This is a genomic window from Microbispora bryophytorum, from assembly GCF_043197435.1.
Classification (GTDB): Bacteria; Actinomycetota; Actinomycetes; order Streptosporangiales; family Streptosporangiaceae; genus Microbispora; species Microbispora bryophytorum.
On sequence record NZ_JBICTF010000007.1, the window covers coordinates 314,125 to 338,108 of the forward strand.

The window sequence follows — 23,984 nt, forward strand, 5'->3', positions numbered from 1 at the left end:
ACCTTCCAGTCAGGGAAACGGCCGGCCGGGAAAGTCCGGCCGGCCCAGGGCGTGGGAGCTGTCTCAGGCGGAGGTGCTGAACTCGAGGCTGGCGGGCAGGTCGGAACGGCGGGTGACGTTGAGTTTGCGGTAGATGCGGGTCAGGTGCTGCTCGACCGTGCTGACCGTGATGTACAACTTGTCGGCGATCTCGCGGTTGGTGTATCCGACCGCGGCGAGCGAGGCCACCCGGCGCTCGGCCTCGCTCAGCGTCCCGGGGCCGTTGTCCGTGCGGGGCGGCTCGGCCGGCTGCCCGGGACCGCCCTGGGTGAGCGCGTTGACCAGCGGAACGGCCTCGCACTCCTCCGCGATCCGCTGCGCCTGCCTGGCGACCGTACGGGCGCGGCGCAGTTCTCCCACCGCCTGGTAGGCGTCGGCCAGGTCGACCAGAGCCCGGGCCAGCTCGTACTGGTCGCCGCTCGCCTGGAGCATGTCGGCGGCGCGGCGCAGCAGCGGGGGACGCTGCCGGGGCTCGCTCGCGGCGGCCGTCAGCCGCAGGCCGGTCCCGCGGGCGCGGACCGGGCCGGGGGCGCAGCGCGCCACGTGCTCGTCCAGCAGCGGCCGGGCCTGCTCCGCGCGGCCCATGCCGATCAGCGCCTCGGCCGCGCCCGTCCGCCAGGAGACCAGCCCCGGCGAGTCGAGGCTCCAGGAGCCCATCAGCTCGCCACACGTCTGGAAGTCGCGCAACGCCATGCCGAGGTCGCCCGTCGCCAGGTGGTAGCGGCCCCGCGCGTTCAGGTAGTGGAGGCCGTACCGGGTCTGGAGCATGGCCTCGGGCACCGGCTGGTTGACCAGCTGCACGGCCTCGTCCAGCCGGCCCATCGCGGTCACCGCCGTCAGCAGCACCGACAGCGGGCCGCCGATCGCGACCCCCCAGCTCGTCGGCGGGATGAGCCGTACGGCCATCTGGGCGAGGCCCTCGGCGCCCTCCAGGTCGCCCTGCCGCAGGCTGATCTCGGCGCGCAGCGCCGCGAGGCGGGCCTGCCTGCTGGGGGCGCGCCGGCTGGCGGCCTCCTCGAAGAACAGGTCGCACCAGGGGGCCGCCAGGTCGGGCCGCTCACCGTAGATCAGCGCGAGCAGGGCGCACTCGACGGCGTCCATCGACATGTCGTCGAGGCGGGAGCCGCGCAGGATGCGCTCCACGTCGGCCAGTGTCTGCGGGTGCGGGCCCTTGGTGAGCACCGCCGCGAGCGCGGTGGCGGCCTCCAGCCGGCCGATGACCGGCGCGGACGGCGGCGCCTGCGTGCTCACGTCGGTGACCCTCGGGATGTGCGCCAGGAACGGCGTGTAGGAGCAGCGCAGCCACGGCCGGGCGGCGCGGATCTCGGCCACGGTCTCCGCGTCCATGATCGTGCCGATCCTGCCCAGGTGGTCGAGCACGTCGCGGGCGTCGTCGAAGCGGCCGTGCCACAGCAGCGCCTTGGCCAGCACGACCGCGTCGGAGCCGCGCAGGTGGCCGCGGTGCATGGCGTCGGTGAGCTCGTCGAGGTGGGCCGCGGGGGCGCTCGGGTTGAGCCGCCACTCCGCCCGCACCAGCGTCGTCTTGATGGTGGCCCGGCGCTGGTCGTCGGTGCACGCGCCGTCGGCCAGCCGCAGGTAGTCGACGGCGGGCTCGACCCGTCCCTCGCTGAGCGCCTGCCGGGCCGCCTCCTCCAGGATCGGCACGGCCCAGGAGCCACCGTTGTGCGAGGCGGCCAGCAGGTGCTCGGCGATCACGGCGGCCGGGGCGCCCTGGCCGTACGCGAGCTCGGCGGCCCTGCGGTGCAGGTCCGTCCGGTCGTGCCGGTCGAGGTCGGCGAGCACGGCGGCGCGCGCCTGGGGGTGGCGCAGGTGCAGGTCGGCCCCGACCAGTCCGGCGTTGTGCAGCGCGTTGAGCGTCTGGACGACGACGCCGGCGTCGAGGTCGAGCAGCCGGTCGAGGTGGCCGGGGTCGCCGGCGACCGCCAGGCCCCGGGCGACGCGGGCCGCGAGCGGGTGCCCGCGGCGCAGGCACGACTGCACCGCCTGGCGGTAGGCGTCGCCCGTGACGATCTCGTCCGGATCCGCCGCCTCGCTCTCGGCCGGGGCGCCTCCGGCGTCGGTCGCGGCGAGGTGGTCCTCGACGAGCGCGCCCACGAGCAGCGGGTTGCCGCCGCTGACCGCGTGCCAGTCCGCGGCGAACCGCCGGGCGACGTCGTCACCCACGATGTCGGCGGCCATGATCTCGACGCCCTCGCGGGACAGGGCCGACAGCGGGAGGCGGCGGCAGTGCGGCTGTCGCAGCAGCTCGGTCTGGAAAAGCGACGGGGCGTTCCACGTCTCCTCCGACTGGCTGAAGATCGCCAGGATGTGGGCGAAGCGCAGCCTGCGGGCGAGGTAGGCCAGGCAGAGCTGGGAGGCGCGGTCGGCGTGCTGGATGTCGTCCACCACGATCATGAGGGGGTGCCGCTCGGCGAGTTCGAGCAGCACCATGCACAGGGCGTGCACGATGTGGGCGTCCACCTGGTCGACGTAGTCGGCCAGCGGGTCGGCCGACATGGCGCAGCGGGCGCCCTCGTGCAGCAGGTTGCGGGTGCGCTCCTCCTCCTCGGGGGTGAGCGGCGCGTTGTGCAGGATCTGCGACAGCACGGCCAGCGCCAGTCCCGTCTCGGACTGGGAGCAGCTCGCGGTCAGCGGCAGGGCGCCGTGCTCCAGCGCGTCCTCGACCAGAGTGTTGAGCAGTGCGGTCTTTCCCGTCGCGACGGGTCCGCCGACGATCGCGATCTTTCCTCTGCCGGTGACGGCGTCGGCCAGCATGTCCTCAAGGGAGGCCAACACCTCTTCCCGCTCCACCAGGGCCATAATGAGCCTCCCGAATTTCGTTCGATTTCTCGGCCGGGCCGGCCGGTTTCACAATTGCCGTGACTTATGTAAAGATCATCTGTTGAGCGGTGTTCAGCCGACCAGCGTCATTTGCGCCGAAACGCTCTCGCCGGCCCGCTCTCCCGCGCCTTCCGCGTCCGTTTCGCCGGCGCGGGCCAGGGCCGAGCGGACGGCCGCGAAGGACGCGGCGACCACGTCGCGGTCGAGGCCCACCCCCCAGACCTGCCGCCCGTCGATCACGCACTCGGCGTAGACCGCGACCTCCTGGTCCTCCGCGCTCCCCGCCGCGGCCTCCACGCCGGTGCGGTGGACCATCTGCACGTCCACGTTCCAGACCGCCAGCCGGGCGCCCAGGGTGCGGATGGCGTCGGCCCGCGGCCCGGTGACGTCGAAGCGCGCGCCGTCGACGTACAAGGTGGTCTGCAGCGGCCGGCCGCCGAGCCCGAGCGGGACGGTGATCTCGGTCCGCGACAGGTACTCCTCGTCGAACAGGTCACGGACGACGGTCGGAGTGATCTCCCCGCCCGAGCCGTCCGCGTGGGCCTGCACGACGCGGGCGAACTCCACCTGCAGGTTCTTGGGCAGGTTGAGCCCGTGCCAGGCGCTCAGGATGTAGGCCACGCCGCCCTTGCCCGACTGGCTGTTGATGCGCACCACCGCCTCGTAGGTGCGGCCGACGTCCTTGGGGTCGATCGGCAGGTACGGCATGCTCCACGGCAGGTCGTCCACGCTGACGCCGGCCTCGCCGGCCTCCACGGTCAGCGCGTCGAAGCCCTTCTTGATGGCGTCCTGGTGGGAGCCGGAGAAGGCCGTGTAGACAAGGTCGCCGCCGTACGGGTGGCGGGGGCTGACCTGCATCTCGTTGCAGTACTCGACAGTGCGCCGGATCTCGGTGATGTCGGAGAAGTCGATGCCGGGGTCGACACCGTGGGTGTACATGTTCAGGCCGAGGGTGACCAGGCAGACGTTGCCGGCCCGCTCGCCGTTGCCGAACAGGCAGCCCTCGATCCGTTGGGCGCCGGCCAGCAGCGCCATCTCGGAGGCGGCCACGCCGGTGCCCCGGTCGTTGTGGGGGTGGATCGACAGGCAGACGTGCTCGCGGTGGGACAGATTGCGGTCGAGCCATTCGATCTGGTCGGCGAAGACGTGCGGGAGCGACCGCTCCACCGTGGTCGGGAAGTTGAGGATGATCTCCCGGCCCTCCTCCGGCTGCCACACGTCCATGACCGCCTCGCAGACCTCGAGCGCGAACTCGGGCTCGGTCTCGTTGAAGAGCTCGGGCGAATACTGGAATCCCAGGTCGCAGTCGCCCAGGGTCGCCTCGGCGTACTTCATCATCAGGCGGGTGCCCTCGACGGCGAGGTTCCTGCACTCGTCGCGGGTCATGCCGAAGACCACCCGGCGGAAGAGCGGGGCGGTCGCGTTGTAGAGGTGGATGTTGGCCCGGGGAGCACCGGCCAGGCTCTCCACGGTCCGCCGGATCAGCTCGTCCCGCGCCTGCACCAGAACCGAGATCCGCACGTCGTCGGGGATCCGGTCCTGCTCGATCAGCATGCGCACGAAGTCGTGGTCGTCCTGGCTCGCCACCGGGAAACCGACCTCGATCTCCTTGTAGCCCATCCGTACGAGAAGGTCGAACATCGCGAGCTTGCGCTCCGGGCTCATCGGGTTGACCAGCGACTGGTTGCCGTCGCGCAGGTCGGTGGACAGCCATCGCGGGGCGGCCTCGATCATCCGGTCCGGCCAGCGCCGGTCCGCCAGGCGGACGGGGGTGAAGGCCGAGTAACGGGAAGGAGAGCTGCTCATGAGGAATTCCTTTCTCATCGGCGACCTTGCCACCGAATTCGCGACCGACCGTTTCTCCGAAAAGCTGCCCGCGAATCGCGCCGACTTCCGTCCGGAAGGCCGTCCAAATTGCTGGTGATTCGCTGACCGGTACGTTGCCGAAGCTACAAGCGCCCTGGTCAAGGGGCAAGGGAGAAGCAACTAGAGTGCGCCCCGTATCACCCGTACGATCGGTAGGGGTATCGAAAGTTGTAGACCTGGTACAACCTCCCGGGCGGCCCTCTTAACGCCCCCCTGAATCGGACACATACTCCGAGTCATGTCGATCACCAGAGCAGCTTTCCCGGCCATTTCAATTTCGCCTTTCCGAATCCTCGGAATGTGCGTGACCGAGGCGCGCCCGTCCGTTCTGGCCATCTTCTTCCTGCGGTTCGCCGCCGGCGCGGCCCTGGACGCCGGACTCGCCCCCGCCGATCCGTTCCGCCTGATGGCGGGGGCCGTGGTGTGGCAGTGCGCGATCTTCTTCGTCTACCTGTTCAACGGCGTGATGGACGTGCGGGAGGACCGCGTGAACGGCTCGCGCCGGCCGATCGCCCGCGGCGAGCTCGACCCCGCCCAGGCCCGGATCGTCGCCTGGGCCTCCGCCGCGGCGGCCCTGCTCGGCGCGCTGCTGCTCGGCGGCCCGATGATCTGGCTGGTCACGGCGGTGCTCGTGCTGGGCTACCTCTACTCGGCGCCGCCCTTCCAGCTGAAGAAGTGGTCCAGCGCCACCGTGGTGGTCGGCGGCGTGTCCGGCCTGCTCTCCTACTGCGCGGGCTACACCTCGTGCGGGACCGGCCCCGCCGGGGAGGCGGTGATCGCGCTGCCCGCGTTCGCCCTCGCGGCCTCGCTGTGGATGGGCCTGGTCGGCACTCCGGCGAAGGACCTGCCCGACATCGCGGGCGACCGCTCCGCCGGGCGCGTGACGTTCGCGGTGAGCCGCGGAGAATGGCCGGTCAGGCTGCTGCTGTCGGCGGTCGCCGCCTCCGTCGCGCTCGCTTTCTGCGCGGTCGCGGTCCTATTGCGGGCGCCCCTCGGCATGGCGCCGGCCGCGATGCTCACCGGCGCATCGCTGCTCGTCGTCGTCACCCTCACTCCGCTTTCCCGGGGGTCCCGGGTGCGCCGCCGCCTGCCCTACCGGGCGTTCATGACGACGCAATACGCTGTACATTTGGCCGTTCTTCTCCCGCTGGTGTCACAATTCTTATTGTCTGGGCGTGCGGCTTAGTCCAGGATGGAGACACTCGTCCGCTTCCCCTCGGAGGGTCCATTGGCGGGAGATCGAGAACTGGGATCGGCGGTCCCGGACTTCGAGGGTTTCCTCGAAGCCCATCGCTCCGAGATTCTGGAAGCGTACGCGCAGAACCTGGCGGCACTGAACAGCCCGATCAGCCGCGATCCGATCGCCCTGCGGCAGGCGCTGGCGAACGCGGAGCAGATCCTCGACGACGTCGCGGAGACGCTCCGGGCCGGCAGCATCAGGGTCGGCGACTCCCACAAGATCATCGCGTGGGAGGTGGGGGTGACCAGGGCGGCGAGCGGGGTCCATCCGGACGAATCGCTCCGTGCGGCGTCGGTGTGGTTCCAGGCGGTCGTGACCTGCCTGCTGGAGCGCATGCCCGGCGACGCCGAGTCCATGCATCTGCTCACGCTGGTCGTGCTGGGGCTGGAGCGCAGCATCACGACACGGATCAGGGAGGCCTCGGCCAGCTACTCCAGCTTCCTGCTCGACAAGGTCCACGAGGCCCAGGTCGAGGAGCGCCGCCGGATCGCCCGCGAACTGCACGACCGGCTCGGGCACGGCCTCAGCGTCGCCCACCGGCAACTGGAGCTGTACGACCTGCACCGGGCGAACAAGCCGGCGACGGCGACCGCCAAGGTGGAGACCGCCCAGCAGGCCATCCTGGAGACGATGCAGAACCTCCGGGCGGTCACCAGCGAGCTGCACCCGCACGAGCCGCTCAACAGCCTGGAGAAGGCCCTTCTCTACTACCTCGAGACCGTGGACATGGACGAGGTGGACATCCGGCTGCGGGTCAGCGGGGACGAGACGTGGGCCTCTCCCACCGTGCGCGACGAGTCCTTCCTCATCCTGCGTGAGGCGACCAGGAACGCGCTCAACCACGGCAACCCCACCAAGGTGCTGATCCGGATCGACTTCGCCCCCCACGAACTGCGGGCGTCGGTGGAGGACGACGGCCTGGGCTTCGCGCAAGGGGGAAGGCGGTCGGACGGGGTGGGCCTGCTGTCGATGCAGGAACGCGCTGCGATCATCGGAGGGACGACCACCATCACGAGCAGGCCGGGCAACGGCACGCACGTCGAACTTTACGTGCCGTTCTCGGGGCTTACCGCATGAGCGAGCGGATCAGGGAACACCGCGCGACTCGCTCACGCGGCCCCGAGCCGCCAGGCGAGGGGACAAAATGAGCGCACCGGGCACCATGATCAGGATTGCCGTCGTGGACGACCACGCGCTGTTCCGGGAGGGCCTGCGCGAGATCCTGGAGGCCCAGGACGACTTCGAGGTCGTCGGCGAGGCGGGCGACTCCGACGGGGCGGTGGCCCTGGTCGAGCGGGAGCGGCCCGACGTGGTCCTCCTCGACGTCGAGATCCCCGGAGACGACGCCACACAGACCGTGGCCCGCATGCGCACGATCTCGCCCGAGTCGCAGATCATCATCCTCAGCATGTACGACGGCCCGCAGCTGCTGAGCCGCCTGCTGGCGGCGGGCATCCGCGGCTACCTGCTCAAGAGCGTGCACCGCCAGGAGCTGATCTCGGCCGTCAGGAGCGTCAGGGTCGAGCCCGACCGGCTCGTGCTCGCCGTCTCGCGCGACTCCTTCGCCCAGGTGCAGGGAGGCGGGTCGAAGGTGGTGCTGACCGACAGGGAGCGGGAGATCCTCGAACTCGCCGCCCAGGCCCTGAGCAACTACCAGATCGCCACCCGGCTCACGCTCACCGAGGCGACCATCAAGCGGCACCTGCACAACATCTTCACCAAGCTGGGTGCCGTCTCCCGGATCGACGCGGTCAACAAGGCGCTGGCCGCCTCGCTCATCTCGCCGCGCCGCGACCAGCCGGCGCCCCGCCCACGGCCGAACACCCCCGGCCTGCGGGGGCAGCGCTCACTCCCCTGAGCATCAGCCCTCCTCCAGGGCGGACTCGTCCTCCTTCAGAGGCGGGCAGTCAGTCCTCGTCCAGAGGGAAGGCCCTGGCGAGGCGGGCCTTGAGCGGCTCGGGCAGCAGGATGCCGGTCGCGGTGAGGTTCATCTCCAGGTGGACCAGGTCGCGCGTGCTCGGCACCGGCACGATGTCGCCGCCTCGCGCCAGCAGCCAGGCGATGGCCAGCCGCCCCATGCCGACGTCCATGTCCGCCGCCACCCCCTGGGCGTCGCGCAGCCGCAGCAGCTCGGCTTCCAGGCTCTCGGGGGAGAAACGCGGGTCCAGGCGGCGCACGTCCCCCGGGCCGAGCTGGACCTGCGAGGTGATCCGGCCGGCCAGAAAGCCCCGGCCGAGCGGCCTGCCGGCGACCACGCCCATGCCCAGCTCGCGCGCCAGCGGCAGCAGCTCCCGCTCCGCCCGGCGCTGCCACAGGGAGTACTCCACCGCGACGGCGGCCACGGGCCGCGCCGCGTGCGCGCGCCGCAGCCGGTTTCCGTCCAGCCCGCGAACGCCGATGTGCGCGATCTTCCCGGCGTCCTGGAGGAGGCCCGCCGCGCCCATCGTCTCCTCGATCGGCGCGCCGGCCGCGCCGGGGTCCACCACGAACAGGTCGATCCGCTCGATCCCCAGGCGGGCCAGCGACGCGTCGCAGGCGCGGCCGAGGTCCTCGGGGCGGAACACGCAGCCCCGCCCCTCCCAGCGGGCCGCACCGGGGGCGGCCGCGATCAGGGCCTCGTCGCGCCGGTGGGCGACGGCCTTGCCGACCAGACGCTCGGCCTCGCCGTCGGCGTCGATCAGGTCGATCAGCGACACGCCGCCGTCGAGTGCGCGCAGGACGACCCGCATCGCCTCATCGGGGTCGGCCGGGCCGTACGATCCGGTCAGCGCGGTGCAGCCGAGCCCGAGGCTCGTGGCGACCAGCCCCTGCCCGCCGAGGTTCACGCGCCGCATGACGCCACCCGCGACCCGCGTGGCCGAGGTCGTTCGAACGGTTTCGATATCGCTTCGTCATTCACGTGGACACCGCTGGAAGTAATGGAGGTACAAGAAACGCGAGGATGCACCCGAGACCACTCGGATTGAATGAGGCGGATTTTCCACCCTTATTTTTCCCCACCGCCACGGCCGTTCGCGCTACAAACCTGGTAAACCATCGGCCAGATATGACGGCGTTTCGGCCACGGATCCGCCGAACACGACGAAGCGGCTGGCGAGGTGGCCCGCGTGGGGGTTGCGGGCGCCGTGCCGGACGCCCGGCGGCGCGAAGACGCCGTCGCCCGGCCCCAGGTCCACCCACCGGTCGTGCAGGTAGACCTGGCCCTCGCCCTCGAAGACGAAGTACACCGCCTCGCTCTGCTCGCGCGGGCGGACGCCGAGCGTCTCCCCCGGCAGCATGATCCCGCAGCGCAGGCAGAGCCCCGCATGGCCGGCTCCCGGCCGGAACAGGACGTTCGCGACGGGCGGGGTCAGCCAGGTCTCGCCGTTCCACAGCGAGCGGAACCGGGCCTGGCCGGCGCTGGGCCGGACGGCGCGGTCCGTGCCGCCCTCGGACGGCACGGCGCTCCAGATGTAGACGGTCATCTCCCGGTCGCCGGCCGACAGGGAGTACGTACTGCCCAGGGGTGAGTACAGCGCCGACGCGGCGCGCATCCGGCCGATCTCGTAGCCGACGGTGCCGACGCCCGCGCCGGCCAGCACGACCGCGATCTGCTCGGCCGCCGCCGCGCCCGGCGGCGCCCACTGGCGGCCCGCGGGGATGCGGACCGCGTCGACGGTGGAGTGCCGCGCGCCGATGTGCGGGCCGGCCACCGGGCTCACCCAGCAGTCGCCGTGCGGCCGATACTCCAGCCGCGCGCCCCGCAACACCGTGCCGGTCTCCTGCCGGGCGCCGGTCTCCTGCCTGGCGCCGATCTCTTGCCTGGCGCCGATCTCTTGCGTGGTCAGGTTCATCGGACTCTCCCTGGTCACGCCCGCGCGAGTTCTGCGCGGGCGGCGGAGGGGGTGAGGATCGCGTGGTACTGCCAGATGATCACAAGGCCGAAGACGCCGTACAGCGCGGCCATGCCCCACGGAGGAAGGACCGAGCCGATCGTGATGCACAGCGACGCGACGACCAGGGCCACCCGGATGTTGAGGTTGTAGACCGCCATGTAGCGGGTGCGGGACGCGGCCGGGACCATGTCGGCGAGCAGTGCCTGCCGCACCGGCACGTCCATCAGCTCGCCCACGGTGAGCACCAGCGCGGCCACGAGCAGGACCCAGCCGGTGTCGCTGACGGCGAGCACCATGTATCCGGCGGTGAACAGCCCCGCGCCGGCGTACATCCGGACCCGGTCGGGCACCCGGCGCAGCACCAGGTGGGCGACGAGCGCGAGCGCCACGACCAGCACCGTGTTCTCCGCACGGAGGATGCCGAGCATCTCCACGCCGTCCACGCGGACCGACCACGAGCCGATCGACAGCAGGTTCTGCGCCGGAAGGTCCCTGGCCAGCCGTACGCCGATGTAGTTGATCAGTTGCAGCTCGATGGACATGAACAGCGTGGCGGCCACCAGCAGCCGGCCGAAGGCGCGGTCCTGGAGCACCAGCCGGTAGCCGTTGGCGAAGTCCCGCAGGATCGACCCGCGTGGCTCGGCCGCCCCGCCGGTCTCGCCCCGCTCATTCTGCCCCCGCTCGGTCTCCTCGGGCTCGGTCTCCTCGGGCTTGGTCTCCGCGATGAGGAAGTACGTGGCCGCGGCGATCACGACCGTGCCCCCGGCGGCCAGGGTCAGCAGCAGCGTGAAGTGACCGTTGTAGAGGAAGCCGCCGAGCAGCGCGCCGAAGGCCAGCGCGAGGTTGATCGACCAGTAGTTGATCGTGTAGACGAGCTTGCGGCTCTCGGGGGTCGTGACGTCGAGGATCATCGCGTCGTTCGCCGGCATCGCGAAGCTCGCGGCGAACTTGTTGACGAGGTAGCCGCAGTAGACGATGGCCGGGCTGTGCCAGGCGGGCGAGTCGGCGACCGCCATGAGCGCGAACGTCAGGCAGACGCCGGTCTCCCCGAGCAGCAGCGTGCGCCGCCGCCCGCGTGCGTCGGACATGTGCCCGCCCGCCAGCGTGCCCACGACGCCGAGCACCATGACGGTCACGACCAGCACGCCCGCGACCGCCACGCCGTACTCGAAGGCGAGGTAGATGGCCATGAACGACATGACCATCGAGTCGAGCAGGCGCTGCAGGAAGCCGACCGCGATGCGGACGCGCAAGTTCGGATGGAGGGCGGACAGGTTCATGACGCCACGCCCGCCCCGGCCGTGACCGGCTCGCCCACCTCGGCCCGTACGAGCGAGTGGACGTGCCGCGCCCGCGCGACGGCCTGCTCGTCGGTCTCCCCGGTCACGACGACGAAGCCGTGCCGGGTGCGCCAGTCCACCGTCTCGGGAATCCTGTCGCCCGGCCGGAACGGGAACTCCAGCATGTCCACGAAGTCGAGCGCCCTGGCCTCCTCCACACCGGAGACGGCGCGGACCTCGCCGGGCGTCAGGCTGAAGTACGAAATGTGCGCGACCGCCCGGCGCTCCACCGTGCCCGGCGACCGGCCGTCGAGGATCCGGAAGACGGCCCGCTCGATGTCGAGCCCGGTGGCGAGCTGCACCAGCCGCGGGATCTGGTCGCCGCCGAGCCGCGCCTGCGACTCGACGATCCGGGGACCGGCGGCGGTCCAGATGATCTCGGTGTGGGCCGGGCCGGTCCGGTAACCGGTCAGCCGCAGCATCTCGATCGTCAGCTCGGCCATCGCCGCCGTGTCGGGCCCGGCCTGCGCGGGGTGCACGTGCCCGGCCTCGACGAACAGCGGCGGCGGGCCGAGCACCTTGCGGGTGACGCCGACCACCTGGTGGCGACCGTGGTCACTGATCGACTCCACGCTGTATTCGGGGCCGCGCAGGTACTCCTCCACGAGGACCGGGCCGCCGTAGCCGTACGAGTCGAGCAGCGCGCCCCATTCGGCGACCTGGCCCGGCTCGCTCAGCAGGTACACCCCGCGGCTGCCGGCCAGCTCGGTCGGCTTGACGACCACGGGGAGGTCGAAGCCGCCGAGCAGGGCCGGCACGTCCTGCCAGCGCGCCGCGTGGGCGAACCGCACCGGCGACAGATCGTGCTCGGCGAGCAGCCGCCGCAACTGGAGCTTGTCGTTGAGCAGTTCGATCGAGCGCGCGGGGTTGACCGCCTTGCCGAGGTCCTCGGCGATGCGGTAGGTCGCGAGCATGCTCTCCTCGGCCCCGATGTGGTAGACGAGGTCGGCGTCGAAGTCGCGCACGGCCTGCCGTACGGTCCGGTCGAACGCGACGGGGTCGGCGAAGTCGGTGAGCACGAAGGCGTCGGCCAGGTCGGCGATGCCGGCCAGGTAGTCCGGCGTCTGCAGGGCGGGATCCCAGACCGCGCAGATCCGGTGCCCCTCCTCTCGGGCCTTGATGACGAACGCCCGGTAGGGCATGACCATGACGAGATTGCTCACCGGGATCCTCCCCTCTTTCTGCTGGAAGTGGTTGTGCGCCTGATGTGGATCGGTCAGTAGGGCAGTGCGCGGCCCGACGGGGTGCGGAGGTCGGGCGAGTTCGGCTGGGGCTTTCCGGTCGGCTTGCTCACGCGGATGCGACGTGCCATCGAAATCCCTCCAAGTCCGTACGAGGTCCCGGTACGTGGTCCGGTACGAGGTTCCGTACGTGGTCCCGCACGAGCCGTTTCACGGGCCCTGTGACCAGCACGCTGGCACGCGTACACGGCCGCCACAACGGCCGCGCACCCTACCGACCGGACCGGATGACGGAAGGGGCAGACGGCCTACAACTTTGGTTACGCCTGAGTGCTACGAAAAACTCATACGCGGGCGTAGGCGAAGCTCGGCGCCCGGCTCGGCCCGCGCCGCAGGTAGGTCCACCAGGTGAGCCCGGCGAGCAGCACGTAGGCGCCGACGAAGATCCACAGGGCGGGCAGCGACCACCCCGCGTACTCCTGGGCGACGCGGGCCGCGTCGACGCCGGTCACGCCCTTCATCGCACTCGCCGCGTCGAGACTCGCCAGGCGGAACACCTGCTGGATCAGGAACCCGCCGAACGCGCCGAACGCCCCGGCGATGCCGATCACGGCCGCGGCCCTGCGCTTGTAGTCCGTCGCGGTCAGCGCCGGATCGAGGCCGGCCCTGGCCGCCTCCCTGCGCCCCAGCTCACCGAAGATCACCGGAATCATCCGGTAGGTCGAGCCGTTGCCCACGCCGGAGCAGGCGAAGACCACCAGATAGGCGCAGAAGAACAGGCCGAAGTCGTGACGGATCACCCCGGCCGCCGCCACGACGGTCGCCACGACCATCCCGGCGAAGACGGCCAGCGTGACCCGGGCCCCGCCGTACCGGTCGGACAGCCTGCCGCCGAACGGCCGGGCGACCGACCCGGCCAGCGCCCCCACGAAGCCGAGCCCGGCGAGGTAGTCGCGCACGAACGGGTGCTGGGCGAGGAACTCGGGGAACGTCGTCTTGATCACCAGCGGCAGCGCGAAGGAGAACCCGATGAACGAGCCGAACGTGCCGACGTAGAGCAGCGACACGATCCAGGTCTGCCCGTGGCGCAACGCCGCCGCGTACGACCGGGGGTCGGCTTTGGCCTCGGCGAGGCTGTCCATGAACAGCCAGGCGCCGAGCCCGGCCACCACGATGAACGGCATCCAGACCAGGCCGGCGTACGCGAGGTGGACCCGTGTGCCCGACGCCGCCGCGGGGACGCCAGCGACGACCACCAGCGGCACCAGGAGCTGGACGACCGCGACGCCGAGGTTGCCGCCGGCCGCGTTGAGGCCGAGCGCGAAGCCCTTGCGCCGCTCGGGATAGAAGAACGAGATGTTGGCCATGGAGGAGGAGAAGTTGCCGCCTCCGACGCCCGCCACGGCGGCGCAGGCGAGCAGGACCCAGAACCTCGTGTCGTGGTCCTGCGCGGCCAGCCAGCCGCTCGGCACGACGAACGCCAGCAGCGACGACGGGATCAGCAGCAGCGCCGCCGAGACCGTCGTCCACACCCGGCCGCCGAAGCGCGGCACCGCGAACGTGTAGGGGATCCTGATCGCCGCGCCCACCAGATTGGGCGCGGAGACGAGCCAGAACGACTCCGACACGCTCATCGGCAGCCCGGCGGCGGGCAGGCTCAGCACCACCACCGACCACAGCACCCAGATCGCGAAGCCCAGATGCTCGGTGAAGACCGACAGGATCAGGTTGCGCCGGGCCACCCGCCGGCCGGTGGTCTCCCAGAACTCCTCGTCCTCCGGGTTCCAGTGCTCGATCCATCCGCGGCCGCGCCGGGCGGCCGCCCTCGTTTCGCTCATGGGCAACTCCTCGTCAGCATGGTCGGGGTCTCAGGAAGGGGCATGCGCCGTCCCCGCCGCCTGCGCCTTCTCCGATTGGGCGAGCCAGCGGGCGATGCCGCACACCGTGTCGGTGCAGGTGCCGCAGCCCGTGGTCGCGCGGGTCGCCGAGGCGAGGGCGGTCAGGTCACGGGCCCCGGAGCGCCAGGCGGCGACCAGCGTGTCCTTGCTGACCGCGTTGCAGCGGCACACCACGCTCGTTCCGGACAGCCCCGCCGGGTTTCCGCCGTCGGAGGCCGCGCCCTCGCCGTACGGCATGGCCCGGCCGAGCAGCAGCGCGAGCCGGTCGGGCGGCACGGGCAGGCCGCGGTCGTAGAACTGGGTGATCGCGGCGGCGGCGTCGGGCACGCCGAGCGCGATGGCCCCCGCCACCCGCTCGTCGCGGACGACGAGCTTGGCGTAGCGGCCACGGGACGGTTCGCTCAGCCACAGCACCTCGGCGTGCGGGTCGTCCGGCGCGGCGTGCACGTCGCCGAGCGCGGCCAGGTCCACCCCGCTCGCCTTGAGCCGGGTCACCACCTTCGTGCCGCGGTAGGGCGACCGGGTGCCGGTGAGCAGCGCGGCCAGCGCGGCGGCCTGCTCCCAGGCGGGCTGCACCAGCCCGGGCACCGTGCCGGGATGCCGGGCGCAGTCGCCGATCGCGTGGATGAACGGGTCGCTCGTGCGCAGGTCGTCGTCCACCAGCACGCCGCCCTCGACGTCGAGCCCGGCCACCCACGCCTGCGCAGTCTGCGGGCGCACCCCCGCCGCCACGACGACGAGGTCGGCATCGACCAGCCGGCCGTCGTCCAGCTTCAGCCCGTCGCCGGGCAGGTAGCGGGCCGCCCGCGAGTTCAGCAGCACCCGCACGCCGAGGCCGCGCAGGACCTGGGCGAGCACCTGGCCCGCGCCGTGGTCGAGCTGGCGCTCCATCAGGTGGGCCCTCGGATGGACGACGGTGACCGCGTTGCCGCGCGCCGCCAGGCCCCTGGCCGCCTCCAGGCCGAGCAGGCCGCCGCCGAGCACGGCCACCCGCGCGCCGCCGCGCGCTCCCGCCGCGATCGCGGCGCAGTCGTCCAACGTGCGGAACGTCGCAACGCCGGGGGCGAGCTCGCCGTCGTCGCCGGTCAGCCCCTCCACGGGCGGCACCCACGCGCGGGCGCCGGTGGCCAGCACGAGCACGTCGTAGCCGACCAGCGTGCCGTCGTCGAGCGTGACGCGGCGCCCGTCGCGGTCGATCGAGACGACCTCGCGGCCCCGCCGCACCTCCACGCCGTGCGCGACGGCCCAGCCCTCCTCCTGCAGCCGCACCGACTCGGCGGACATCGCGCCCGCCAGCACGTTGGACAGCAGGACCCGGTTGTACGGCGGGTGGGGCTCGTCCCCGATCGCCACGATCGCGACGCGCTCTCCCGCCGGGTCCCGGCGGCGGATCTCCTCCGCCAGCCGGGCGCCGGCCATGCCGTAGCCGGCGATCACGACCCTGGTTCTCACTGCGCCTCCCGTTCCCCCGCCGGCGACAGCCGTACGGCGCAGACCTTGAATTCGGGCATCCGGCTGACGGGATCGAGCGCCGGATTCGTCACGAGGTTGGCGCGCTGGGCGCCCGGGAAGTGGAACGGCAGGAAGACCACGTCGGGCCGCATCGACGGCACGCAGCGCACCGTCGCGAGGACCCGCCCGCGCCTGCCGACGACCGCCGCCGCCGCGCCGTCGCGCAGCCCCGCCCGCTCGGCGGTGTCCGGGTGCACCTCGACGTACGCCTCGGGCACGGCCGCGCGCAGTTCCTCCACCCGGCGGGTCTGCGCGCCCGACTGGTAGTGCTGGAGCACCCGCCCGGTGATCGCGTACAGGGGGAACTCCTCGTCCGGCGGCTCGGCCGGCCCTTTGTGGTCCACGGCGGCGAACCTGGCCCGCTCGTCGGGATGGGCGAACCGGTCCAGGAACAGCCGCGGCGTTCCCTGATGACCCGGCCGGCGGAACTCGGGCCCGGCCGGAACCGGCCAGTGGAGCCGCTCTCCGGCGCGCAGCCGGTCCCAGGTCACGCCCGAGTAGTCGGCGGGGCCGCCCTCCGACGCGGCCCGCAGCTCGGTGAAGACCGTCTCGGGGTCGGCGGGGAAGCGCTCGGGCGGCTGCCCGAGCCGTACGGCCAGGTCGTGCAGGACCTCCAGGTCGGTGCGCACCCCGGGCGGCGGGGCCAGCGCGCGGCGGCGCAGCAGCACACGTCCTTCGAGGTTGGTCAGCGTGCCGTCCTCCTCGGCCCACTGGGTGATCGGCAGCACCACGTCGGCGGCCCTGGCGGTCTCCGACAACACGATGTCGGCGACCACGAGGAGGTCGAGCGCGGCCAGCCGGTCGGCCACCCGGGCCGAGTGCGGCGCCGACACGACCGGGTTGCTGGCGAAGACCAGCAGCGCGGACGGGCCGTCGGGGGTGCCGAGCGCGTCGAGCAGTTCGAACGCCGACCGTCCCGGGCCGGGCAACGCGGACGGCTCGACCCCCCACACCCCCGCCACGTGCGCGCGGGCCGCCGGGTCGTCGATCCGCCGGTAGCCGGGCAGCTGGTCGGCCTTCTGCCCGTGCTCACGCCCGCCCTGCCCGTTGCCCTGGCCGGTCAGGCAGCCCCAGCCCGAGCCGCGGCGGCCGGGCAGGCCCAGCGCGAGCGCCAGGTTGATCCAGGCCCCGACCGTGTCCACTCCGGTGGAGTGCTGCTCGGTCCCCCGTGCGGTCAGCACGTAGGCGCTCGCGGCCTCGGCCAGGATCGCGGCGGCCCTGCGCTGGTCGGCGGCGGCGACGCCGGTCACCCGCTCCACCCGCTCGGGCCACCAGGCGGCGGCCACCCGCCAGGCCTCGTCGAACCCCGTCGTGCGGTCGCCGACGAAACCGTGGTCGAGGCGCCCGTCGGCCACGGCGGCGTGGAAGATGCCGAGCGCCAGCGCGAGGTCGGTGCCGGGAACCGGCGCGAGGTGCAGCGCCGCACGCTCGGCCGTGGGGGTGCGCCGGGGATCGACCACGATCAGCCCGCCGGCGTCCATGGCGCGGCGCAGGTGGGACAGGAACGGCGGCATGGTCTCGGCCGGGTTGGCCCCGGCGAGCAGCACCGCGTCCGCGCCCTCCAGGTCGGTCAGGGGGAACGGCAGCCCCCGGTCGAGGCCGAAGGCGCGGTGCGCCGCGGCCGCCGCCGACGACATGCAGAACCTGCCGTTGTAGTCCACCTGGGAGGTGCCGAGCGCCACCCGGGCGAACTTGCCCAGCAGATACGCCTTCTCGTTGGTGAGCCCGCCGCCGCCGAAGACCGCGACGGCGTCCGGCCCGCGATCGGCGGTGATCTCCTTGATCCTGCGGGCGACCAGGCCGACCGCCTCGTCCCAGCTCGCCGGGCGCAGGGTCCCGCCGTCGCGGACGAGCGGCGTGGTGAGCCGGGCCGGCGAGCCGAGCAGGGCCGCGGCGGCCCAGCCCTTCTGGCACAGTCCGCCCGCGGACGGGTCGCGGGGCCGCACCCGCACCGAGGCGCGGCCCGCCGGGCTGAGGGTCATGCCGCACTGCAACGCGCAGTAGGGGCAGTGAGTGTCGACGGCGCCGACAGTGGCGTCCGCCGGGCGCGTGCTCGTCGCCGCGCTCATCGCTCCACCTCCTCGACCGGCACTCGTACGCAGCCGGGCCGGTCTAGACGACGTCGGGAGTGAGGGCGTCGTGGATCTCTGAGTAGTCGGCGGCCGGGGCCGGGGCCATCCGGCGGCCGACGCCGAGCGCGAGCATCTCCAGCCGGCTCATCAGCCGGGCGAAGTCCTCGGGGAGCAGCGCCTGCTTGCCGTCGCACAGCGCCTGCTCGGGCTGGACGTGCACGTCGATGAGCAGGGCGTCCGCGCCCGCGGCCACGGCGGCCAGCGTGAGCGGCTCGATGAGCTCGGGGATGCCGAGAGAGTGGCTGGGGTCGACCATCACCGGCAGGTGGGTGCGCCGCTTGAGCAGCGCCACCGCCGACAGGTCGAGCGTGAAGCGGGTGGCCCCCTCGAACGTCCTGATCCCCCGCTCGCACAGCACGACCTGGTCGTTGCCCTCGGCGAGGAGGTACTCGGCCGCGGTGAGCAGCTCGTCGACCGTGCAGCCGAAGCCGCGCTTCAGCACGGCCGGCATGCCGCTGCGGCCCACCTCGGTCAGCAGCTCGAAGTTCTGCATGTTGCGGGTGCCGATCTGGAAGCCGTCGATGACCTCGGCCATCCGGTCGACGTGCCGGGGGTCGACCACCTCGGTGAGGATCGGCAGGCCGGTCTCCTCCCTGGCCTGCGCCAGCAGGTCCAGGCCCGCCCACTTGAGGCCCTGGAAGGAGTAGGGCGTGGTGCGCGGCTTGAACGCGCCGCCGCGCAGGCCGACCGAGCCGTGCCGGGCGACGGCCCTGGCCGTGGACATCATCTGCCCGGGGTTCTCGACCGCGCAGGGTCCGGCGAAGACGGCGATGTCCCCGTCCCCGATCACGGCGGAGCCGATGGACACGGCCGTGCCCGAGGGGAACAGCTCGCGCCGGCCGAGCCGGAAGCCGCCGCTCGCCTGTGCCGTCTGCCGGGGCCGGGGCAGGTCGGCGGGGAGGGGCAGCAGGGTGCCGGGCCCCTGCGCCACCATCACGTCCGCCCCGCCCAGCCGGTACGTCCTGGCCGTGGTGCCGGTGGAGTCGAAGTGCTGGGCCCACCCGTCGATGCCGGACGGATCGATCGTCGAGTCGAAAACCAGCAACAGCTCGGCGTCAGTCATGGGAATTCTCCACATCCGTGTGGTCGGGTCTTCGTGGTGTCGGGGCGGCGGCGGTGTCGGGGTCGGGGCCGGGGTCGGGGTGTGCGCCGCCGGGCCGGGTCTTGGGGGGGACCTCCGGCCCGGCCCGGCGGCGCGGATCGGGTGCGGATCACCGTTGATCCGCGTGCGAATCGCCTTCGATCCGCGTGCGTGTCGCGGGAATCGGGGGCGTCGGCCGGGCGGGATCAGACGAAGACGTCCGTGAGGATCGTGCCGAGCGACTTGCCGCCGTTCTCGCGGATGTAGGTGGACAGCGAGCTGTACTTCTCCCGCAGCCGGCGCTTGAGGACCTTGCCGGTGACGCCGACCGGGAAGTCCTCGTCGCTGCGCGCGACCTCCAGCATGGTCAGCTCGGGGTGACCGGCCGCCTTCAGCTTCTCGTTCGCCTCGTTGAGCAGCTTCTGCGCGTCCGGCCTGAGCGCGCTCGACGTCACGACCGCCACCGGGACCGTGCGACCGCGGTGGATGCCCGCCACCACGGCGCAGTCGAGGACCTCGGGCAGGTCGTTGAGCAGCAGCTCCTCCATGAAGACCGAGTAGCCGGTGCCGGTCGGGGTCTCGATGGCGTCCACCGCCCGGTCGACCTGGAAGTAGTTGCCCGCCTCGTCGCGGTAGGCCATGTCGCCGGTCAGCCAGTAGCCCGACAGCTTGCTGCGGTAGGTGGTGTCGGAGTCGCTCCAGTATCCGGCGGTGATCGCCGGGCCCTTCGCGCCGAGCAGCCCGACCTCGTTGACGTCGGCGATCGTGCCGTCCCTGCGCAGCACGGCGACCTCGGCGACGCCGACCGGCTTGCCCACGCACCGGTCGTTGCGCTCGTCGGCCAGCGTGCGGACCTTCAGCAGCACGCCCCAGCCCAGCTCGGTGGTGCCGAGGCGGTCGAAGAACGCGGCCGGCGGCAGCGAGGGGTCACGCTTGGCCAGAATTCCCTTGATGTGCTTCTCGTGGACCGCGTCGCCGATGGAGATCCAGACGTTGACGGAGTCGATCGCGCCGGCTGGCAGGTCCGCGCCCGCCAGCTCGGCGTACGCGTGGCCGAAGGCCATGACGGTCGTCGGGCGGAACTGCTCGACGGCCTTGGCCAGCTCGGGGCCGCTGGTGTCGAACCAGGGCACGATGGGCGTGCCGCCCAGCATGGCGTACGTCGTGTAGGCGATGCAGCCGAGGTGCGACTGGGGCAGCGCGGTCATCATCACGGCGCCCGGCTGCTCGTGGTGGTCCACGAGGCGGAAGCGCGGCCCGGCCACGCACGAGTGGTGGGTCTGGATGACCGGCTTGGGCCGCCCGGTGGTGCCGGAGGAGTGCAGGATCGAGACCGGGTCCTCGCCGACGTGGCGGAAGCGGGCCTCCTGCGGCAGCACGGCGGGCGGAGGCGCGGGCAGCTCCTCGGCCACCTGCGTCCATCTCAGGCCGGGCAGCAGGTGGAACTCCTCGCCGAGGATCTCCAGGTGGGCGAGGTCGGTGTACATGCCGACCGGGTTGGTCTGGCGGCACAGCTCGGTGGCGATGTACCGCGACGCCTTGCTGTTGACCAGCACCGCCACCGCGCCGATCTGGGACAGCGCGTAGAAGTGCAGGGAGTAGGCGAAGGAGTCCTCCAGGTAGATGGCCACGCGGTCGCGGGGCCGCACGCCCTGGCGCAGGTACCACACCGACCAGCTCTGGGCCAGCTCGTCGAGGTCCAGCAGGCTGAACTCGGTCTGCTGCTCACCCTTGGTGTTGGTGAGCGGCCGGCCCAGGTGGATGAACGGCAGCTCCGGGTGCGGGTTGGCCTCGATGGCCTTCGTCAGGAGGTTGCCGCCGCCGAGGTCCGGGTCCGCGGCGAACCTGGCGCGCTGCTCCGGCGTGAGGACGGTCTCGTGGGAGATGGTCATCGATCTCACCTTTCAGTCGTGACAGGAGATGACGTGCTCGTGGTGGGGCTGAGCTCGTACGGGGGAAGCGCGCCGAACATCTCGGCGCAGGTGTCGCGGTAGAAGTCGAGGCCGGGGCCGATGAGGTCGCGCAGCCCGCCCAGGGCCGCCGCGAACTCCGCCTCCCCGTCCGCCCGGCCGTCGAGGAGGCCGGCGAGTGTGCGCACGCCGTCCGCGAGGGCCTCGCGGGCGGCGGCGGCCTGCGGGTTGGCCGACTGGACGTCCCAGTAAACCTCCGGGGTGCCCGAGGCGATCCGGGCCAGCAGTGCGAGCATCGTGGCGTGTGGCGGCGGAGCGACCGCGGCCAGCTCGGCGACGCCGACGCCGAGGCGGGCCAGCGCGAGCCCGAACGACAGCACCGCCGCGTGAGTGAGCGCCTGGGTCGCCGCGGCCAGCCGGTCGTGCTCGTGCGCGCCGAGCCGTACGGCGCGGCCGCCCCAGCTTTCGACCAGCCGCAGCAGCGCCGTCGCGCGGGGACCGTCGTGGAGCACGACGGCGGCGACCGGCCGCCCCGCGAAGCCGAGCGACGGGGCGAACATCGGGTTGAGACCGGCCGCCTCGACGTCCCCGGCGTGCGCCAGGATCTCGCCGGCGACCGGGCCCTTGACCGAGAGCGTGTCGGCGAGCAGCGCGCCCGGCCGCATCGCCGCGGCCACCTGCTTCACCGCCGCCAGCGCCACCTGCTCGGGCACCGCGAGCAGGACGAGGTCGGCCCGCCCGATCTCCTCGCGGAGATCGGGTCCCATGTCCGTGATGTCGCCGCGCAGGAACCTCGCCTCTCCGGGCAGTGCCTCGCCGGGCAGTGCCTCCCCGGCGCCGGGGTCGACGACGAGCACCTCGGCGCCGGACCGCAGCAGGTGCTCGGCGAACAGGCCGCCCACGGCGCCCGCGCCGCCGACGACGACGCAGCGCCGCAGCAGGTCCGCCGCGTGGTCCGTCGTGTGGTCCCTGCGTGTCATCGTCAGGCCCCTACGGTCTGGGCCGCGGTGGCCAGCACCGCGGTGATCATGGCGCGGGACTTGACGACCGTCTCCTCGAACTCCTCCTCGGAGTCCGACAGGGCCACGATCGCGCCGCCGACTCCGAAGCTGACCCGGTTCTCGGTGGCGACCAGGGTGCGGATGATGATGCTGAGGTCGGTGGCCCCGCCCAGGGAGAACCAGCCGAGCGCGCCGGAGTAGGCGCCGCGCGGCCCCTCCTCCAGGCGGTCGATGATCTCCATCGTGCGGAGCTTGGGAGCGCCCGTCATCGACCCGCCGGGGAAGGCGGCCCGCACGCAGCTCACCACCGACTCCTCCGGGCGCAGCGTGCCGCGGATCGTGGAGACGAGCTGGTGCACCGGCGCGTACGTCTCGACGTGGAAGAGCCGGGGCACGTGCACCGACCCGACCTCGCAGACCGTGTTCAGGTCGTTGCGGATCAAGTCGACGATCATGAGGTTCTCGGCGCGGTCCTTCTCCCGGCTGAGCAGGTCGTGGCGGAGCGCCTCGTCCTCCTCCGGGGTCGCGCCGCGTGGTCGGGTGCCCTTGATCGGCTTGGACTCGGCGACCCGGTCGGGGCCGATCGTCAGGAACCGCTCGGGCGAGGCGCTGAGCACCGCGACGTCGGGGAAGTCGAGCAGCGCACCGTACGGCACCGGGCTGATGCTCCGCAGGTGGCTGTAGGTCCGCAGCGGGTCGATCTCGGCCCGGACGGTGACGGCGTTGGTCAGGCAGATCTCGTAGGACTCGCCGTGGTAGATCTCCTCCAGGCACTCGCCGATCCGGCTGAGGTAACCCTGCTTGTCGTGCCGCATCTCGACCGCGTCGGCGATCGCCGGGTCGGTCATGCCGACTCCCGCGAACGCGACCGGCTCGGCCGGCCGGTGCCGCGGCAGGGAGAACAGCCGCGCCGCGGTCTCGTCCAGCCAGGCGAGCGCGCCACCGTCGGTGTCCCCGTCCGCGTTCGTGGTCAGCGCGAGCAGGTAGCAGGCGCCCTCCACGTCGTCGAGCACGAGCATCCGGTCGGCGAACAGCAGCGCCGCGTCGGGCTCCTCGGCCTGGTGCGCGGCCTGGCCGCCCGCCTCGGCCTTGAGCTCGTAGCCCAGGTAGCCGACGTACCCGAGGTTGAAGTCGAACGGCAGGCCCTCGGGCGCCGGCACGGCGCGCTCACGCAACTGCTCGTCCAGGTACTCGAAGAACGGCTGCTCGACCCGCTGCCGCGACCCGTCGGCCCGGCGTACGGTGACCGCGCCCTCCGCCACCCGGTAGGTGACGTATTCGGCGAGCGGACCGGAGCCGTCGCCCATGAACGAGAACCGCGACAGGCCCTCGATCACCGAGCTGCTGTCGAGCCAGAAGCCGTGCTCCTTGCCCGCGAACAGCTCACGGTAGGCGGTCTCCGCGTCCGGCAGCAGCGGCAGCCTGCGCACGTGCACCCGATAGGGCGAGCGAGTGGCGGCGGCGCGCTCCTCCCTGGCCTGGCGGTGGGCCAGCGCGAGGTCGCGGAAGTTGGCCAGCAGCTCGCGACCGTACTCGCTGCTGATCGACTCGGGGTGGAACTGGACGCCCCAGATCGGCTCCGTGCGGTGCCGGACTCCCATGACGACGCCGTCGTCGGTCCAGGCCACGGCCTCCAGCTCGTCCGGCAGGTCGGTGGCGGCCAGCGAGTGGTAGCGCACGACCGAGAACGGCGAGGGCAGGCCGGCGAAGATGTCGGCGCCGGTGTGACGCACCTGCGAGACGCGGCCGTGCATCGGCTGCGGCGCGTGGGTGACGGTCCCGCCGAACAGGTGGCAGATGCCCTGGTGGCCGAGGCAGACGCCGAGCACGGGCAGCCCGCTCTCGCGGATGGCCCGCGCGCTCACGCCGAAGTCGCGGGCCCGCTCGGGCCGGCCGGGACCAGGGGAGATCACGACGCTGTCGAACTCGTGGATCGGCACCTGGGACCAGTCGGCGTCGTTGCGCACCACCACCGGCGGCTGCCCGTTCACCTCACCCAGGAGCTGGTAGAGGTTGTAGGTGAACGAGTCGTAATTGTCGATCAGGATCGTTCTCATTCCGGGGTTCC

General features: G+C 72.3%; 16 protein-coding genes. 3 read left to right on the forward strand and 13 right to left on the reverse strand.

Features of this window, described 5'->3' with window-relative positions; genetic code table 11:
* Nucleotides 1–63: 63 nt before the first annotated feature.
* On the reverse strand, nucleotides 64–2,859 hold the full coding sequence (locus ACGFIB_RS25630; RefSeq protein WP_393375534.1) for a helix-turn-helix transcriptional regulator: 2,796 nt from the start codon (nucleotides 2,857–2,859) through the stop codon (nucleotides 64–66).
* A 93-nt stretch (nucleotides 2,860–2,952) separates the two neighbouring features.
* Entirely contained in the window at nucleotides 2,953–4,686 is a 1,734-nt protein-coding gene (gene leuA, locus ACGFIB_RS25635; protein ID WP_393375537.1) for a 2-isopropylmalate synthase, read from the reverse strand.
* A 364-nt stretch (nucleotides 4,687–5,050) separates the two neighbouring features.
* Between leuA and ACGFIB_RS25640 the strand changes: the two genes are divergently transcribed.
* From ACGFIB_RS25640 to ACGFIB_RS25650, 3 genes are all read left to right on the forward strand, one after another.
* Nucleotides 5,051–5,932, forward strand: a complete 882-nt coding sequence (locus ACGFIB_RS25640) for a UbiA family prenyltransferase (RefSeq protein ID WP_393375540.1) — start codon at nucleotides 5,051–5,053, stop codon at nucleotides 5,930–5,932.
* Nucleotides 5,933–5,974: 42 nt separating this feature from the next.
* A complete protein-coding gene (locus tag ACGFIB_RS25645) occupies nucleotides 5,975–7,063 on the forward strand; it encodes a sensor histidine kinase (RefSeq protein ID WP_393375543.1) in 1,089 nt (362 codons plus the stop codon).
* Between the two features lie 67 nt (nucleotides 7,064–7,130).
* Nucleotides 7,131–7,844 carry a response regulator transcription factor gene (locus tag ACGFIB_RS25650; RefSeq protein ID WP_142574708.1) on the forward strand — a complete coding sequence of 238 codons (714 nt, stop codon included), beginning with the start codon at nucleotides 7,131–7,133 and terminating at the stop codon, nucleotides 7,842–7,844.
* Nucleotides 7,845–7,893: 49 nt separating this feature from the next.
* On the opposite strand, the gene ACGFIB_RS25655 is transcribed toward ACGFIB_RS25650, so the two are convergent.
* The 11 genes from ACGFIB_RS25655 to pabB form a co-directional block, all read right to left on the reverse strand.
* Complete coding sequence (locus ACGFIB_RS25655; protein WP_393375547.1) at nucleotides 7,894–8,820, reverse strand: aldo/keto reductase; 927 nt, start codon at nucleotides 8,818–8,820, stop codon at nucleotides 7,894–7,896.
* 183 nt (nucleotides 8,821–9,003) lie between these two features.
* Nucleotides 9,004–9,819: a cupin domain-containing protein gene (locus tag ACGFIB_RS25660; RefSeq protein ID WP_393375550.1), complete on the reverse strand. Its 816-nt coding sequence runs from the start codon at nucleotides 9,817–9,819 to the stop codon at nucleotides 9,004–9,006.
* A 14-nt stretch (nucleotides 9,820–9,833) separates the two neighbouring features.
* Nucleotides 9,834–11,141 (reverse strand): MFS transporter, encoded by a 1,308-nt coding sequence (locus tag ACGFIB_RS25665; protein WP_393375552.1) that lies wholly within the window; start codon nucleotides 11,139–11,141, stop codon nucleotides 9,834–9,836.
* Nucleotides 11,138–12,364 (reverse strand): ATP-grasp domain-containing protein, encoded by a 1,227-nt coding sequence (locus tag ACGFIB_RS25670; RefSeq protein ID WP_357262288.1) that lies wholly within the window; start codon nucleotides 12,362–12,364, stop codon nucleotides 11,138–11,140. Before ACGFIB_RS25670 ends, ACGFIB_RS25665 begins: the two co-directional genes overlap by 4 nt.
* 362 nt (nucleotides 12,365–12,726) lie before the next feature.
* A complete protein-coding gene (locus tag ACGFIB_RS25675; protein WP_393375556.1) occupies nucleotides 12,727–14,220 on the reverse strand; it encodes an MFS transporter in 1,494 nt (497 codons plus the stop codon).
* A gap of 30 nt (nucleotides 14,221–14,250) precedes the next feature.
* Nucleotides 14,251–15,732 (reverse strand): FAD-dependent oxidoreductase, encoded by a 1,482-nt coding sequence (locus ACGFIB_RS25680; protein ID WP_357262285.1) that lies wholly within the window; start codon nucleotides 15,730–15,732, stop codon nucleotides 14,251–14,253.
* Nucleotides 15,729–17,861, reverse strand: a complete 2,133-nt coding sequence (locus tag ACGFIB_RS25685; protein WP_393375559.1) for a molybdopterin oxidoreductase family protein — start codon at nucleotides 17,859–17,861, stop codon at nucleotides 15,729–15,731. The genes ACGFIB_RS25680 and ACGFIB_RS25685 overlap by 4 nt, the downstream gene beginning before the upstream one ends.
* Before the next feature lie 43 nt (nucleotides 17,862–17,904).
* Nucleotides 17,905–18,987, reverse strand: a complete 1,083-nt coding sequence (aroF, locus tag ACGFIB_RS25690) for a 3-deoxy-7-phosphoheptulonate synthase (protein ID WP_142574701.1) — start codon at nucleotides 18,985–18,987, stop codon at nucleotides 17,905–17,907.
* Between the two features lie 224 nt (nucleotides 18,988–19,211).
* Complete coding sequence (locus tag ACGFIB_RS25695) at nucleotides 19,212–20,897, reverse strand: class I adenylate-forming enzyme family protein (protein ID WP_357262279.1); 1,686 nt, start codon at nucleotides 20,895–20,897, stop codon at nucleotides 19,212–19,214.
* Nucleotides 20,898–20,902: 5 nt separating this feature from the next.
* Complete coding sequence (locus ACGFIB_RS25700) at nucleotides 20,903–21,895, reverse strand: prephenate dehydrogenase/arogenate dehydrogenase family protein (RefSeq protein ID WP_393375562.1); 993 nt, start codon at nucleotides 21,893–21,895, stop codon at nucleotides 20,903–20,905.
* Between the two features lie 2 nt (nucleotides 21,896–21,897).
* Nucleotides 21,898–23,973: an aminodeoxychorismate synthase component I gene (pabB, locus tag ACGFIB_RS25705; RefSeq protein ID WP_142574698.1), complete on the reverse strand. Its 2,076-nt coding sequence runs from the start codon at nucleotides 23,971–23,973 to the stop codon at nucleotides 21,898–21,900.
* Nucleotides 23,974–23,984: the final 11 nt, after the last annotated feature.